The organism is Microvirga sp. GCM10011540 (assembly GCF_042650665.1).
In the GTDB taxonomy this organism is placed as follows: domain Bacteria; phylum Pseudomonadota; class Alphaproteobacteria; order Rhizobiales; family Beijerinckiaceae; genus Microvirga; species Microvirga lenta.
The window spans coordinates 52,902-66,950 of the sequence record NZ_JBHSBQ010000136.1; the positions used below are offsets into that span (position 1 = coordinate 52,902).

Here is a 14,049-nt window from a genome sequence, read left to right on the forward strand (position 1 = left end):
AAAAGGAGAGGAGCTTTCGATCTGCGGTCTAGCGCCCGCTGGAATCCGGCGGGCGGTGCTGGGACAGGACGACCGCTTCGGTGCGGTTCGTGGCCCGGAGCTTTCTCATGATGTGCCGGATATGGACCTTCACGGTGTTCTCCGAGAGGTTCAGGTGATGGGCGATCCACTTGTTGGACCGCCCCATCTGCAGGGCCGCCAATACGTCGGTCTCCCGCGCCGTGAATGTCACCAAGAGACCGCCGTGCTCGTCCGGATCGTGGTGCTCGGTGCCCCCGTCTGCCGATAGACCGTGATCGGCAGCGTTGTGGGATGGATCGGCTTCGCGGATGTGCGAAGGCATTTCCGTAACGCCATGATCTGAATCGCGCGAGCCCGCGTTCAGGCGTGCGCTGTCGATGACCGATTGAGGATAATAGGTGCCGCCGGCCAGAACCAGCTGCAGGGCGGCGACTGCGATCTTGAGGGATGCCGTAACGGGTATGACCCCTTGCGCCCCGGCAGCCATCGCGATGCCGACATGGGGAGCATCGTCGCAGGCCGTAATCACGACGATCGGCACCTTGGGAAAGTACCGGGCGATGGACCTGATGTCGTTCGCCAGTCCATCTCTGGGCAACGGATACGGCTTCGTCTTCAGCAGAATGAGCGCGACGCTTGTTCCGTTGGGGCGCGGGAGCTTGTCGATGGTCGGCGTTCCCAGGATGATCGCCTGAGGAAAGGCGCTCCTCATGGCTTCGGCGAGACAGTCCTGCGTCAACGTCTCCTCATCGATGAGGATGATGAGGTCCTTGCTGTTTTCATCCGGATGGGAATCTGAGGCTGAATGCGACATTGGCATGGCAATTCCCTGCTTTGCCTTGCTTGATCATGTCCGACGAGGACGCCTCGATTATTCAGGCGCAACGCTGACGCAGCAGGCACTGAACCGGACAAGAACTCCACCTCGCGGCTATCCCGGGAAGAACCGCGCAAGGATGACTACAAACCTAAGAGGCCGGATAGAACACCACAGATGGGATGATTCGGATATTACCCGTTTGAATTAAAAATATAGAAAGAATTAAGCCCTGCGAAACTGCCAAGTTTGTTTATATTCTTCTTTATATATGAAAGTATTCAGGATGAAAGCATGAATTGGGAATACGCATATTACGGTATGTTAGTCGGATCAGATTTCTACTGCGGTTGAACTGCGCGTCGAGTGTCGGATGCCGTGACGCCTGAGATTAAATCCTCCGGGTGGTGTCCGCCGCACGGGCTCCTCAAAATGATGTCTAGCGTCCGGCTAACCCTTTGCCATCATCAGCTGGGACACACCAGCGGGCCCGGCAGGGCCACGAGGAGGCTTCATGGCTCCGCTCGACAGAGGATTCCGGGATCTGCTGCCATTCCTTGAGGCCGATCCTGACGAGTTCGGATTGGTCGCTGAGGAGGAAGGGGAGCGTCCTGTTCAGAGTCCCGGTTTCGAGCCGCTTCCCGTTGCGGCCGAATCTCCTGCTCCGGAGGCCATGAAGCTTCCGGGGCTGGCGGTCCGCGATACAGGCGATGCGCCGCTGCCGAAGCAGGACCTGCCGGTGTCGAGCGGAGGCGCGCAGGCCGACCAGAACTCGGGAGCCGCGGATGGATCGGCCATCACGGCACCATCCCATGGGGGCGATCCTCAGGTCTTCGAGTCGACGGTCGCCAAGACATCGGTGTCGGGCGGGAGCGGCTCCGGCGGACGGGAGCAGGGGCAACAGAGCTCGGCCGCGGTGAGTGACGCCAGGGAGGATCGGACGTCCGTCGAGGGGGATCGGCCTTCCTCCGACGGGGATGGGCCAGCCGGCGAGGAAACCCTCGTTGATGAGCCTGTTGATGAGGTGGAACCCGATGGCACCCCACCACAGGAGGTCCCGGCCGCCGAGCCGGGGCTCCCGGTCGAGGAGGAGGATGACGGTCATGATATTACCGTGACCCAGATCGCCGACGTCGACCAGGACGCCACCATTCTGGTCCAGGGCTATATCGGTCCGATCGTCGCCCGCTTCCATGTGGATCAGAGCATCACCATGGATCAGGATGCCGACGTCAGCATCGACATCGACGGCAACGGGCATTTCGCCATCTCCATCGACCAGCGGATGTTCATCAGCCAGCAGACTGAACTCGACCTCAACATCTATGACGATGACGGGGTGCTGTATGTGGACCTCTTCCTGCGCGACGTCATCGAGGTCGATCAGGATACGAACGTCGTCTTCAACTTCTACGACGGGTTCGGCGAAAACGATCTCCAGATCGTCCAGGATCTGGTCATGGATCAGGATGCCGACGTGGACATCGACATCGAGGATGACCTGGAGGAGCGGTACACGGTCAAGGTCGAGGCCGTCATCCAGCAGGAGGTCGATGCCGAGCAGGATGCCCGGTTAGACATCGAGGCTCTCGACGAGGGTTTCGAGGTGGACGTTCAGGCCGATCAGGTCGCCTCCATCGACCAGGAGACCCTCGTCAAGATCGACTTCGCCCTGGTCTGAGACGTAGATGCCGGCGACGACCGGAGAGAAAACATGCCGCGCTACTACATCCACCTCGCCCACGAAGGGCACATCGTCTGGGATTACAGCGGCATGGAGCTGCCCAGCCTCAAGGCCGCCCGCGGCATGGAGGCGGCGGCCGCCAAGGAACAGTGGAGCAATGCGCTCCGCTCGCTCGAGGGACGGCCCGAATCCACCGCCGTCATCACGGACGATGCCGGGCGGATTCTGTTCATGATCTCCGTGTGACCGCCGCCAACCCGAAGGGTGCGAGCGGCGGCCGGACGGCGTGCCTTCAGAACTTCCAGGTCAGGTCGCCCTTGACAGTCTGATCCTGCGTTCTTCCGGAGATCTGCCCGGAATAGCTCACGCCGAGGGTTGCGGCAGGGCCGACCGCGAGGTCGAGACCCGCCTCCACGACGAGAGCATCGCGCGCAACAGGCGCTCCGGTAACGCCGAAGGGGAATGCGCCGTCCTGAAAGGTCATCAGAGCCGCAGGCTCCACATCGCCGAAGGCATGGCGCCAGCCAAGAGTGCCGCGGACCGTGAGGGCCGTCGTTTCGCTCAGGGCGATCCGGTTCGCCACCCGGACGCCGAGAGTCGAGAAGGTCGTATTGGCGCTGCCGCCCCTTGCGTTCAGGGCCGCTGCCCCACCGGTTTCCGTGAGGCCGTCCGTGTGCAGGTTCACATGAGCCAGTGCGGCAAAGGGCTCGAGGGCGGCAGTGCCCAAGGCAAGGCCATATCCCACCTCGCCGAAGATCTGCGCGGTGCGCCCGTCCCGGTCGCTGACCAGGGTGTCGGAGAAGCCCGGGAAGACGACCTGCCGATTCACGCCGATGCTGTGCCAGCTCAGGGCCGAACCGAGGCGGACGCCGAGCGGTCCCCACTGCCTGCCGCCATAGGCAGCGACATGGTAATTGTCGCTGGTGCCGGAGGAGACCGTCCGGTCCGTATCGAAGCTGGTCTGGCTGTACCCGCCCGCGATGCCGACGCGCCACCCGTCTCCCGCCAGCGAGTCCGCACCGAGGAGGAAGCCTCCTGTCGAAGTGTCGATGCCTGCATGTGCCCTGTCCGTGTTCCTGCCCCAGGAGCCGAAACCCTGTCCCCACAGGCCGACGGTCGTTCCATGAGGCGTCTGAACGGTGCCGGGGGGAGCCGACAGGGAGGCAAGGGAGCCGTCGCCCGTGAAGGTCTGGCGCATGCGGTTCGTCGCCGCGTCCCGCACATAGCGGCTGGTGTCGAGCAGAACGCCGCGTGCCGAGGCGTGGATATCGCCTGCGAGGTTTCCGAAAGCACCGCGCGCGGACGTTTCATCCAGCTGCAGGATTGCGCCATAGACCTGATGGGTGGGCGCGAGAGCTTCCGCCGCCGCGCCCGCGGCCCTTTCATTGCCGGTGAGGCCGATATCGGCAAAGGCCAGACCATTGCGGGCGAGGTTCATGGTCACCGCGCGGGAGCCGTAGGTCAGCGACGGGTCGAAGAATGCGAAGCTGTCCGTCACCCGGGCGAAGCGGCCCTCCACGGCACCTGCCGTCAGGACCTGCGCAGTCGTGTTCTGGTGCAGGGGATCGACGCGGCCACTGACGTGGAGGGTGCCGCCCAGCGTGGCGGTTTGCTCCACGGAAAGGCGACTGGAGTCGCCGTCGCGGACCCGGATGGCGAGAATGCCCATGTCGGTCTGCACATAACGACCCTGAACGGTCAGCACACCCGGAGCGGTCGCGGAGCCCGGGGCCACGACGCCGCCTTTGTTCGCCACGCCGAAGGGGGTGACGATCCGGCCGGTTCCGCTGAGGGTTCCGCCGGAGATATCGAGCAGGCCCGTCGAGAGAGTTCCGTCGACGGCGAGCCGCCCGTCGGAAAGCTCGGTGCCGAGCATCGCCGCGAGCTCACGCCCACGGGGCAGGGAAAGGGCCGATTGCTCGCCACCGATCCACAGGCTGTCGATGGTCGCGTTCATGTCGAGGGTCATCGTGCCGGGCTGCGTCAGCGCGACCTGATAGTAGCGCCCGATGGCGCCGGCCCCTCTGAAATGGCCGTCCCTGTTGTTCGGTACGGCGCCGGATCCCGTGGCCGTGTCACTCCAGGCGGACCGGTCGCTCCAGACATGACCGCCCGCCTGCGCCCGAACCTGGCGCAGGGCATTGTGCTGGTCGATCCAGCCCAGATAATCGGCGACGGAGGTCCAGCCCGTCACGCTGCCATAGCCGAATTGCGGCGCATCGTAGTTGACGACCCAGTCCGCGACGCCGATCTGGACCAGGCCCCCTCCGTCACCACGAAGAGCGGGCCGCCGCTGTCGCCAGGAGCGGCGCCGGCTTGGAGATGCGGAAGCGGACTGACCGGATCGTCGGGATGGGCCGGATCCTCGAACTGGCCCATGATGTAGCGCTGCTTGTTGCCGGTCATCCCGGCCTCTTCTCCCGTCAGATAGCCTCCGAAGAGGGTCTCGCCGACCCGACGCTTGTCGTCGTAGGGGCCGGTATCCCGGTAGGGAGGGTTGGAGCCGGTGCCGGAGGCTCCGTAGCCCACCATTCGGATGACGGTGCCCACCGGGGGGAGGGGATCGCCTGCCTTGACCAGCTTCACCGGGGTCAGGTCGGTGACCGGAGCGGCGAGGGATATCAGGGCGATGTCGTTGTTGAGAGGCCCGTGGTTGTACTGCGCATGGGCCGCGACTCCGCTGATCAGCCTGTTGTTCGGGTTCGGCTGCGTCGCGATCGGGGAGAAGCTGATATAGGTATTGTCATTGGAGATATAGAGCTGGCCGGGACCGTGCTCCACGCAATGGGCTGCCGTCAGGATCGTGCGGGCGTTGATGAGGCTGCCCGTGCAGTTTGCGCCTCCGCCGGTCACCAAGGCTGCGACGCTGCTGTAGACGTTATCCCGGTCGTAGTAGTTGCCGATGCCGCCGGCCTCGTTCGCCGCCCTGTCGTTGAGAACGACAGCCTGGGCCGGGGCGAGACTGGCGAGGACGAAGAGGAAGGGGATAAGGCTCGACCCCACCGGTCCGGCCAGGCACGTGGTCGCGCAAAGGCGATCGCCCAGGGTTGTCCTGTGCAAGGTCATCTCGTCTGCCCCCTCTATTTATATAGGTTGAGCTTCGTATAGAGCTTGAGCGCAGCTTTCGTCGAGGGGGATTTTCCGCGGACAGGAAGGGATTTCCGGCCGCTACCTTCCGTCAATTTGACTTCGCTGTGGGTTTGGAGGACATCAGCGCCCTTCAAGGGTGTTTCGCCTGTAGATTGCTCTCTTGATAAGGACATCTTCCGTCTCCGGAGCTTTTGATGGACGGTTTCGTCTCACAGCAGCGGTTGTCTTTGCGTCATTTGTCCGCTGCCCAGCTGACAAGCGTCGCCGAGCGGAGCCATGCCCGCCTCTGCTTCATCCTCGTGCTGCTCTCGCTGGCGTGCTTCCTGCCGGGTTTCGCCTCCCTCCAGCCCATGGACAGGGACGAGCCGCGATATGCCCAGGCCTCGAAGCAGATGCTCGAGACCGGGGACTTCGTGGATATTCGCTTTCAGGATGAGGCGCGTCACAAGAAGCCGGTCGGAATCTATTGGATGCAGAGTGCGGCCGTGGCCGCCGGGGAGGCGCTGGGAGTCCCCGAGGCGCGGACCACCATCGCCCTCTACCGAATTCCGTCCCTGCTGAGCGCCCTCGCCACCGTTCTGCTGACCTATTGGGCCTCCCTGGCCTTCCTCGGCCGACGCGGAGCCTTCCTGGCCGCCGGTCTCATGGCGACATCGGTGATCCTCATGGTGGAGGCGAGACTCGCCAAGACGGATGCGGCCCTTACCGCTTGCGCCGTCGCGGCCATGGGCGGCTTGGCGCGGGCCTATCTCAGCCGGGGAGCCGGCGTCCTGCCGCGGCGGACCCTTCTCATTTTCTGGCTCGGCATCGCCGGCGGCATCCTCATCAAGGGTCCTCTCATCCTGATGTTCGTCGGCTTGACCGCCGCCGTGCTCGCCTATCGGGAGCGCTCGGCCCGCTGGCTGCTGACGCTCCGGCCCTGGCTCGGCGGATTGATCACGCTTCTGATCGTGCTGCCCTGGTTCGTCGCCATTGCGATCAAGAGCGGCGGAGCCTTCTATTCGGCCTCTGTGGGCCACGACATGCTGGGCAAGGTCGGCACCGCGCAGACCTATCACTGGGCCCCTCCCGGCTTCTATCTGCTCTCCTTCTTCGCCACGTTCTGGCCGGGAGCCATCCTCGCGGCCATCGCGGTGCCCTTCGCCTGGATCCACCGGAAAGAGGAGCCGGTCGCGTTTGCCCTGGCCTGGATCGTCCCCGCTTGGCTCGTCTTCGAGATCGTGCCGACCAAGCTGCCGCACTACACGATGCCGCTCTTCCCGGCGGTCGCCATTGTGACGGTGATGGCCGTCTCCCGCCATTTCGTCGGCCCCCACCGGCCCGCGGCCAAGTTTGCGACGATCCTGATCCCGTTCATCCCGGTCGGCCTCACCATCGGCCTGTCGGCGGTCGCCTGGACCTTCGATGGCGCCTTACCTTATCGGGGTCTGCCGCTGATGGTCCTGTCGTCGCTGGCAGCGCTTTATGCCTGGCGGCTTTTCGTGAGGAACCGGGTCATCGGCTCCGTCTGGGCGAGCTTCGCTTCGGCCGTATTCCTTGCCATCGGCGTTTTCGGGCTGACGCAGCTCGATCTGCGCTCCCTCAAGGCTTCGCCGCGGCTGGCGGAGGTGGCGCGTAACCTCGCCTGCGAGAATCCGCGCGTCGCGACCCTCGGCTACCGGGAGCCCAGTCTGGTCTTCCTGACGGGAACGAACCTCGACATGCTCGAAACCGGGGCCCAGGCCTCGGCCTTCCTGCAGCAGGGCGGCTGCCGCCTCGTCTTCGTCGAGAGACGTTTCGAGGACGAGTTCCGTGCTGAAAATGCGCGCCTTGGTTTGAGGCCGTCGCTCTCGACGCGCGTCGCAGGGTTCAATATCAACAGCGGGCGCCGGCTCGACATCGGAGCCTACGCAACCGGCTTCTGAGGCTGGAGCACTGCTTGTAGAGGTGGCCTCGAGGCCATGAATTGATGACCCACACTCCCTCGGCACCGCGTATCAGCGTGGTCGTTCCTGTCAAGAATGAAGCCTTGAACATCCTTCCCCTGGTGGGGGAGATCGAGCAGGCCTGCGCGCCCCTGGGCACCTTCGAGGTGATCTACGTCGACGACGGCTCGACCGATGCCACCGTCGAGCAGGTTCTCGGCGCCCGCGCGACCCGGCCCTGGCTGCGGCTGGTCCGGCACGAGGCGAGTTGCGGACAGAGCGCAGCCGTCCGGACGGGAGTCTATGCGGCCCATGCCCCGATCGTCGTGACCCTGGACGGGGACGGACAGAACGATCCCGCCTTCATCCCGAAGCTGGTGGCAGCCCTCGACGATCCCGCCACCGGCCTCGCTGCCGGTCAGCGGGTGGGGCGCAAGGACGGGCCTTACAAGAAGTGGCAGTCGCGCATCGCGAACGGGGTGCGCGGCAGGATCCTGAAGGACGGGACCCGGGATACCGGCTGCGGCCTAAAGGCCTTCCGGCGTGACGTCTATCTGCGGCTGCCTTACTTCGATGCCCTGCACCGCTTCATGCCCGCGCTGATCAAGCGCGAGGGCTACGGCATCGCCCATGTGGACGTGGTGGACCGGCCGCGCCATGCGGGGCAATCGAATTACGGGCTCTTCGACCGCCTCTGGGTCGGAATTCTCGACCTGGCAGGCGTCTGGTGGCTGATCCGCCGCCGTCGCCGCGTGCCGGTCGCTCAGGAGATCAACTGATGCTGATGCGGTTGTCGCACGACCTCGGCCTGTACTTCTACGATGTGGTCATTGCCCGCTTCGACGTGTGGGCGGCTTTCGGCGTGTTGGCTCAGCTGGTCTTCGGAGCCCGGTTCATCGTGCAATGGATCGCGAGCGAGAGGGCGGACCGCAGCGTCATTCCTGTGGGCTTCTGGTTCCTGTCGATCGCGGGCGGGCTGATGACCCTGGTCTATGGCTTTGCCCGCCGGGACATCGTCATCATTTTCGGTCAGGCGCTGTCGGTCTTCATCTATGTTCGCAATCTGATGCTGATTGCGAAGGAGGCCCGCTCCAAGAAGGCCGAGCCTCGGATCGCCGAAGGGGCGGAGGGCTAGGCCCTTTCGGCCCAGCCCCCGGGTCACTCAGGCCGCTTTCGCGTCCGTTTCCCGAAGCCGGGCGAAGCCTGCATCGAGATCGCGCTTGAGATCGTCGAGGTCCTCCAGGCCGATATGGAAGCGCAGGGCGTGACCGCCGGGCTTCCACTGCGTCGCGGTGCGGTAGGTGGAGCAGTCGAAGGGGATCACGAGGCTCTCGAAGCCACCCCAGGAATAGCCCATGCCGAAGAGGCCGAGGCCATCCAGCATGGCGGCCAGCGCGCGGTCGGAGCAGGGCTTCAGGATCACCGAGAACAGCCCCGACGAGCCTTTGAAGTCGCGCTTCCAGATGTCGTGGCCCGGATAGCTTTCCAGGGCCGGATGCAGAACCCGCGCCACTTCCGGGCGGGCCTCTAGCCACCGCGCCATGTCGAGCGCCTGCTTCTCGTGCTCGCGCAGGCGCAGCGCCATGGTGCGCAGGCCCCGCAGTCCGAGGAACACGTCTTCCGGGCCGGGACACATGGCGAAGGCATCGTAAGCGGCGCGCAGGGCCTTGAAGCAGCGCTCATTCGCCGAAACCATCCCGAGGAGGAGGTCCGAGCCGCCGCTGAGGTACTTCGTGCCGGCCTCGATGGCGATGTCGACGCCCCGCTCATGCGGCGGGTAGAGGAGGGGGGTGGCCCAGGTATTGTCCATGAGAACCACGGCACTGTGCCGGTGCGCCACCTCGGTGATGGCCGGGATGTCCTGCATCTCGAAAGATTGCGAGCCGGGGGCTTCCGTAAAGACAGCGGCGGTGTTGGGCCGGATCAGCGTTTCGATCCCGGCGCCGATCAGCGGGTCGTAATAGGTGGTTTCCACACCAAATTTCTTCAGCATTCCTTCGCAGAAATGCCGGGTCGGCAGGTAGACCGAATCCGTCATCAGCAGGTGGTCGCCCGCCTTGAGGCAGGACATGAGGGCGACGGTGACGGCGGCAAGCCCCGAGGGCGCCAGAACCGTCCCTGCGGCGCCCGACAGTTCCGTCCAGGCTTTTTCCAGGGCCTCGGTGGTCGGAGTTCCTTTCGTTCCATAGGAATAGCGGCCGCGCCGGTGCAGGAGATCATCCGTCGTGGGGTAGAGAACGGTCGAGCCCCGATAGATGGGCGTGTTCACGAAACCGTGCTGTTCCGACGGGTCGCGTCCGGCATGGACCAGGCGGGTGCGATCACCGAGTTCTGTGGGCTTGGGAGCGAATTTTGACATCGTTTCAAGGGGCTGGTGACGGGGCCCTGATGTGAGACCGGGCCCGGGCCGCCGTCAACCCCGGCGCCATAGGGCACCCATCAAGACTTGACCAGTGACCAATCATAGAATGTGATAGGTCCAAGAACGTTTCGTTCAAGAACGGCGAAACGCTCTAACAGGGAACTCGGCTCGGCGGACCAGAAATGCCAAGCCAAGTCGTCAAAGTGGGAGAACATACAAACATGAAAAAGGCTCTCGTATCGATTGCCTTCGGCCTTACGGCCAGCCTGTTCGCGACGGGCGCCTCGGCTCAAGCGACGCTGAACAGCGTCAAGCAGAAGGGATTCCTGACCTGCGGCTCCAACACGGGCCTCGCCGGATTCGGCGTTCCGGACGCTCAGGGCAACTGGACCGGTCTCGACGTGGATCTCTGCCGCGCCATCGCAGCAGCCATCTTCGACGACCCGACCAAGGTCCGCTACATCCCGCTGGCCGCCAAGGACCGTTTCACCGCGCTCCAGTCGGGCGAGGTCGACGTGCTGTCCCGCAACTCGACCCACACCATGTCGCGCGACACGCAGCTCGGCCTGGATTTCCCGACCATCAACTACTACGACGGCCAGGGCTTCATGGTCCGCAAGTCGCTCGGTGTTTCTTCGGCTAAGGAGCTGGACGGCGCCTCGATCTGCACCCAGCAGGGCACGACCACCGAGCTGAACCTCGCCGACTACTTCCGTGCGAACAACATGAAGTACGAAGTGGTGGCCTTCGCGACCTCCGACGAGACGTTCAAGGCCTACGATTCCGGCCGCTGCGATGCCTTCACGACGGATGCCTCGGGTCTCTATGCCGAGCGCCTGCGCGCCTCCGCTCCCGATGATCACGTGGTTCTGCCCGAGATCATCTCCAAGGAGCCGCTCGGACCGGCGGTCCGCCATGGCGACGACCAGTGGGCCGACATCGTCCGCTGGACGCACAATGCCATGCTGAATGCCGAGGAGCTCGGCGTCACCAAGGCCAATGTCGACCAGATGAAGACCTCCGAGAACCCGGAGATCAAGCGTCTCCTCGGCTCGGAAGGCAAGTTCGGTGAGGCGATCGGCCTGACCAACGACTGGGCCTACCGGATCATCAAGAACGTCGGCAACTATGGTGAAATCTTCGAAGCCAATGTCGGCGAGGGTTCGCGCCTGAAGATCAAGCGCGGCCAGAACGCCCTTTGGACGAAGGGCGGCCTGCAGTACGGCATTCCGATCCGCTAAGCGGTATGGAATGGGGCGTCCGGACATGTCCGGACGCCCCTTTATCGTTGTAACGATTGCCGCCAGTTCCTAGCATAACGACGTTTGAATGATTGAAATCGACGGCTGGTATGTCGCCGTCAGGGGATGAGTTGAGTGCAGACAGCTGTCAGCCAGGCACCGTCGCCGAAGAGGTCGTTCCTGTACGACCCGAATGTTCGCGGCATCTTCTATCAGGTTCTTCTCGTCGCCATCGTCAGCTATCTGTTCTACGCTGCCGCGACGAATGCCATCGATAACCTGCAGCGCGCGAGAATCGCCTCAGGCTTCGGCTTCCTCGAGAATACAGCCGGATTCGACATCAGCCAGACGCTGATCACGTTCAGCGCCGCTGGCTCGACCTATGGCGAGGCCTTCGTCGTCGGCCTTCTCAACACCTTGGTCGTGTCCGCGATCGGCATCGTCTTCGCCACGATCCTCGGCTTCATCGTCGGCATCGCCCGCCTGTCCAGCAACTGGATGGTGGCCAAGGTCTCGATGGTCTATGTGGAGCTGCTCCGCAACATCCCGCTGCTTCTTCAGCTGCTGTTCTGGTATATCGCCGTCCTCGGGCCTCTGCCGCAGCCGCGCAATTCGGTCGAGATGGGCGCCGGCTTCTTCCTGAATTCCCGCGGTCTGTTCATGCCGCGTCCGCTCTATGCCTCGGACGTCTGGGTGGTCTTCGCGGCCCTCGCGGTCGGGATCGTCGCGACCGCCGCTTTCCGTTACTGGGCGAGGAAGCAGCAGGAGGCGACGGGCCGTCAGTATCCCGTCGGGCTCGTGACTCTGGCGCTCGTCCTCGGCCTGCCTGTCGCCGCATGGGTGGTTCTCGCCCTCGCGGGTGCAAACCCGATAAGCTTCGAGATGCCGCAGAAGGGCACGTTCAACCTCCAGGGCGGAATGCAGGTTCTGCCCGAGTTCGTGGCCCTGCTCCTCGGATTGACGACCTATACGGCCGCCTTCATCGCCGAGGTCGTGCGCGCCGGCATCCTTGCCGTCTCCAAGGGGCAGACGGAGGCGGCGGGCTCGCTGGGTCTCAAGCCGGGGCAGACGCTCCGGCTCGTGGTGATCCCGCAGGCCATGCGGGTCATCATTCCGCCCCTGACCAGTCAGTACCTCAACCTCACGAAGAACTCGTCCCTCGCCGTGGCGATCGGCTATCCCGATCTCGTCCAGGTCTTCATGGGAACAGTGCTCAACCAGACGGGCCAGGCCATCGAGGTCGTCGTCATCACCATGGGCGTGTATCTGACGATCAGCCTCGTGACGTCGTTCTTCATGAACATCTACAACCGCCGCGTGGCGATTGTTGAACGGTAGGAGATCCGATGAGCACTACCGTCGATATGTTCCGCTACGTGCGTGACGAGAACGTCGAGGCGTCGCCGCCGCCGAATCTGGCGCGCGGGCCGATCGCCTGGATGCGGGAGAACCTGTTCTCCGGCCCGTTCAACACCATCCTGACCCTGGTGGTCCTGTATCTGCTCTACGTCAGCATCCCGCCGCTGGTGGAGTTCCTCTTCATCAACGCGGTCTGGACCGGAGCGGATCGGGATGCCTGCCGTGCGGAGACGGCCGGTCACCCGGTCGGAGCCTGCTGGGCCTTCGTGATCGATAAGATCAACTACTTCGTCTACGGCTCCTATCCGGCCACCGAGCGGTGGCGGGTGGACGGCTTCTTCGCCCTGCTCGCCATCGGCGTCGTCTGGCTTCTTTGGCTCAAGGCACCTCGCCGCGATCTCGGTGCGGTCTACTTCTTCTGGCTGTTCCCGCTCCTGTCCTACATTCTGCTGACCGGCGGAAACTGGGACTTCCGCGACAGCTTCTGGATCGGCTTCATCGTCTTTTCCATCCTGCTGGTGGCGGGCATCGCCCTGGCGGCACGCGCACTCAAGACGTCGATGCGCGCGGGCTTGATCGTCGGCATCGGCATCGTGGCGGTGATCGGCATCACCCTGGCCCTGGTCGAGATCGATTGGGGGCTGGAGCACGTGCCGACGGCCCTCTGGGGCGGCATCCTCGTCACCCTCCTGGTGGCGACGGTGGGCATCGTGTTCTCGCTTCCCTTCGGCATCCTGCTCGCCCTGGGACGCCGGTCCAAGCTGCCCGTCGTGCGGCTGGCATCGGTGATCTTCATCGAGTTCGTGCGCGGCGTGCCGCTGATCACGGTGCTGATCATGGCCAACACCATGCTGCCGCTCTTCCTGCCGGGCGACATGACGGTGGACCGCTTGGCGCGTCCGCTCGTGGGTGTCGCCTTCTTCGCCTCCGCCTACATGGCCGAGGTGGTGCGCGGCGGCCTGCAGGCGATGCCAAAGGGGCAGTACGAGGGCGCGATGTCCCTGGGCCTCAACTACCCGCAGATGATGATCCTCATCATCCTGCCGCAGGCCCTGCGGATCGTGATCCCGGGCATCGTCAACACCTTCATCGGCCTGTTCAAGGACACGTCGCTGGTGGCGATCGTCGGCATCTTCGATCTGGTCAAGACCATCGAGGCCTCACGCATCGACCCGAACTGGGCTGCGCCGACGATCAGCTACACGGGCTACGCCTTCGCGGCCTTCTTCTACTTCATCTTCTGTTGGGGCATGTCGCGGTACTCGCTCGGAGTCGAGCGGCGCCTTGCGGCAGGTCAGAGACACTAACAATCATGGCGACCACAATGACAGCGCAACACATCCCCGCCGCAGCCGTCGATCCGCAGGCCGAGGCCGCCGTCCAGATGATCGACGTGCACAAGTGGTACGGCGAGTTCCACGTGCTGCGGGACATCAACCTGAACGTCCGGCGTGGCGAGCGCATCGTGATCTGCGGGCCCTCCGGCTCCGGAAAATCCACCATGATCCGCTGCATCAACCGTCTCGAGGAGCACCAGAAGGGGCGCATCATCGTCGACGGTACGGAGCTGA

Annotated in this window: 13 protein-coding genes; 9 read left to right on the plus strand and 4 right to left on the minus strand. The window is 64.1% G+C overall.

The window, feature by feature from the left end:
- Positions 1-28: 28 nt before the first annotated feature.
- Positions 29-835, minus strand: a complete 807-nt coding sequence (locus tag ACFOYU_RS20825; protein ID WP_377035088.1) for a LuxR C-terminal-related transcriptional regulator — start codon at positions 833-835, stop codon at positions 29-31.
- A 517-nt stretch (positions 836-1,352) separates the two neighbouring features.
- On the opposite strand from ACFOYU_RS20825, the gene ACFOYU_RS20830 reads away from it, so the two are divergent.
- Entirely contained in the window at positions 1,353-2,519 is a 1,167-nt protein-coding gene (locus ACFOYU_RS20830; RefSeq protein WP_377035089.1) for a hypothetical protein, read from the plus strand.
- A 33-nt stretch (positions 2,520-2,552) separates the two neighbouring features.
- Positions 2,553-2,768: a DUF6894 family protein gene (locus ACFOYU_RS20835; protein WP_377035090.1), complete on the plus strand. Its 216-nt coding sequence runs from the start codon at positions 2,553-2,555 to the stop codon at positions 2,766-2,768.
- A 46-nt stretch (positions 2,769-2,814) separates the two neighbouring features.
- Here ACFOYU_RS20835 and ACFOYU_RS20840 read toward each other — a convergent pair whose 3' ends face one another.
- Positions 2,815-4,716, minus strand: coding sequence for an autotransporter outer membrane beta-barrel domain-containing protein (locus ACFOYU_RS20840; protein ID WP_377035091.1), 1,902 nt, complete (start codon positions 4,714-4,716; stop codon positions 2,815-2,817).
- Entirely contained in the window at positions 4,713-5,582 is an 870-nt protein-coding gene (locus ACFOYU_RS20845) for a S1 family peptidase (protein WP_377035092.1), read from the minus strand. The genes ACFOYU_RS20840 and ACFOYU_RS20845 overlap by 4 nt, the downstream gene beginning before the upstream one ends.
- 224 nt (positions 5,583-5,806) lie before the next feature.
- On the opposite strand from ACFOYU_RS20845, the gene ACFOYU_RS20850 reads away from it, so the two are divergent.
- The 3 genes from ACFOYU_RS20850 to ACFOYU_RS20860 are packed head-to-tail and all read left to right on the plus strand — an operon-like array spanning position 5,807 to position 8,651.
- A complete protein-coding gene (locus ACFOYU_RS20850; RefSeq protein WP_377035093.1) occupies positions 5,807-7,516 on the plus strand; it encodes a phospholipid carrier-dependent glycosyltransferase in 1,710 nt (569 codons plus the stop codon).
- A 44-nt stretch (positions 7,517-7,560) separates the two neighbouring features.
- Positions 7,561-8,295, plus strand: a complete 735-nt coding sequence (locus ACFOYU_RS20855) for a glycosyltransferase family 2 protein (RefSeq protein WP_377035094.1) — start codon at positions 7,561-7,563, stop codon at positions 8,293-8,295.
- Positions 8,295-8,651 (plus strand): lipid-A-disaccharide synthase N-terminal domain-containing protein, encoded by a 357-nt coding sequence (locus tag ACFOYU_RS20860; protein WP_226741761.1) that lies wholly within the window; start codon positions 8,295-8,297, stop codon positions 8,649-8,651. Before ACFOYU_RS20855 ends, ACFOYU_RS20860 begins: the two co-directional genes overlap by 1 nt.
- A gap of 27 nt (positions 8,652-8,678) precedes the next feature.
- Here the strand turns inward: ACFOYU_RS20860 and metC are convergent, their stop codons facing one another.
- Complete coding sequence (metC, locus tag ACFOYU_RS20865) at positions 8,679-9,875, minus strand: cystathionine beta-lyase (RefSeq protein WP_377035095.1); 1,197 nt, start codon at positions 9,873-9,875, stop codon at positions 8,679-8,681.
- 224 nt (positions 9,876-10,099) lie between these two features.
- Between metC and ACFOYU_RS20870 the strand changes: the two genes are divergently transcribed.
- The 4 genes from ACFOYU_RS20870 to ACFOYU_RS20885 all read left to right on the plus strand — a co-directional run.
- A complete protein-coding gene (locus ACFOYU_RS20870; RefSeq protein ID WP_226741763.1) occupies positions 10,100-11,119 on the plus strand; it encodes an amino acid ABC transporter substrate-binding protein in 1,020 nt (339 codons plus the stop codon).
- Positions 11,120-11,254: 135 nt separating this feature from the next.
- Complete coding sequence (locus ACFOYU_RS20875; RefSeq protein ID WP_377035096.1) at positions 11,255-12,457, plus strand: amino acid ABC transporter permease; 1,203 nt, start codon at positions 11,255-11,257, stop codon at positions 12,455-12,457.
- Positions 12,458-12,465: 8 nt separating this feature from the next.
- On the plus strand, positions 12,466-13,785 hold the full coding sequence (locus ACFOYU_RS20880) for an amino acid ABC transporter permease (RefSeq protein WP_377035097.1): 1,320 nt from the start codon (positions 12,466-12,468) through the stop codon (positions 13,783-13,785).
- Positions 13,786-13,862: 77 nt separating this feature from the next.
- Positions 13,863-14,049 (plus strand): ATP-binding cassette domain-containing protein (locus ACFOYU_RS20885; protein WP_377035101.1); only part of this gene is annotated, 187 nt, incomplete at its 3' end.

What these genes read in the sequence shown, in the direction of transcription:
- ACFOYU_RS20825 (WP_377035088.1), bottom strand. Translation starts at nt 835, where the DNA reads ATGTCGCATTCAGCCTCAGATTCCCATCCGGATGAAAACAGCAAGGAC.
- ACFOYU_RS20830 (WP_377035089.1), top strand. Translation starts at nt 1,353, where the DNA reads ATGGCTCCGCTCGACAGAGGATTCCGGGATCTGCTGCCATTCCTTGAG.
- ACFOYU_RS20835 (WP_377035090.1), top strand. Translation starts at nt 2,553, where the DNA reads ATGCCGCGCTACTACATCCACCTCGCCCACGAAGGGCACATCGTCTGG.
- ACFOYU_RS20850 (WP_377035093.1), top strand. Translation starts at nt 5,807, where the DNA reads ATGGACGGTTTCGTCTCACAGCAGCGGTTGTCTTTGCGTCATTTGTCC.
- ACFOYU_RS20855 (WP_377035094.1), top strand. Translation starts at nt 7,561, where the DNA reads ATGACCCACACTCCCTCGGCACCGCGTATCAGCGTGGTCGTTCCTGTC.
- ACFOYU_RS20860 (WP_226741761.1), top strand. Translation starts at nt 8,295, where the DNA reads ATGCTGATGCGGTTGTCGCACGACCTCGGCCTGTACTTCTACGATGTG.
- metC (WP_377035095.1), bottom strand. Translation starts at nt 9,875, where the DNA reads ATGTCAAAATTCGCTCCCAAGCCCACAGAACTCGGTGATCGCACCCGC.
- ACFOYU_RS20870 (WP_226741763.1), top strand. Translation starts at nt 10,100, where the DNA reads ATGAAAAAGGCTCTCGTATCGATTGCCTTCGGCCTTACGGCCAGCCTG.
- ACFOYU_RS20880 (WP_377035097.1), top strand. Translation starts at nt 12,466, where the DNA reads ATGAGCACTACCGTCGATATGTTCCGCTACGTGCGTGACGAGAACGTC.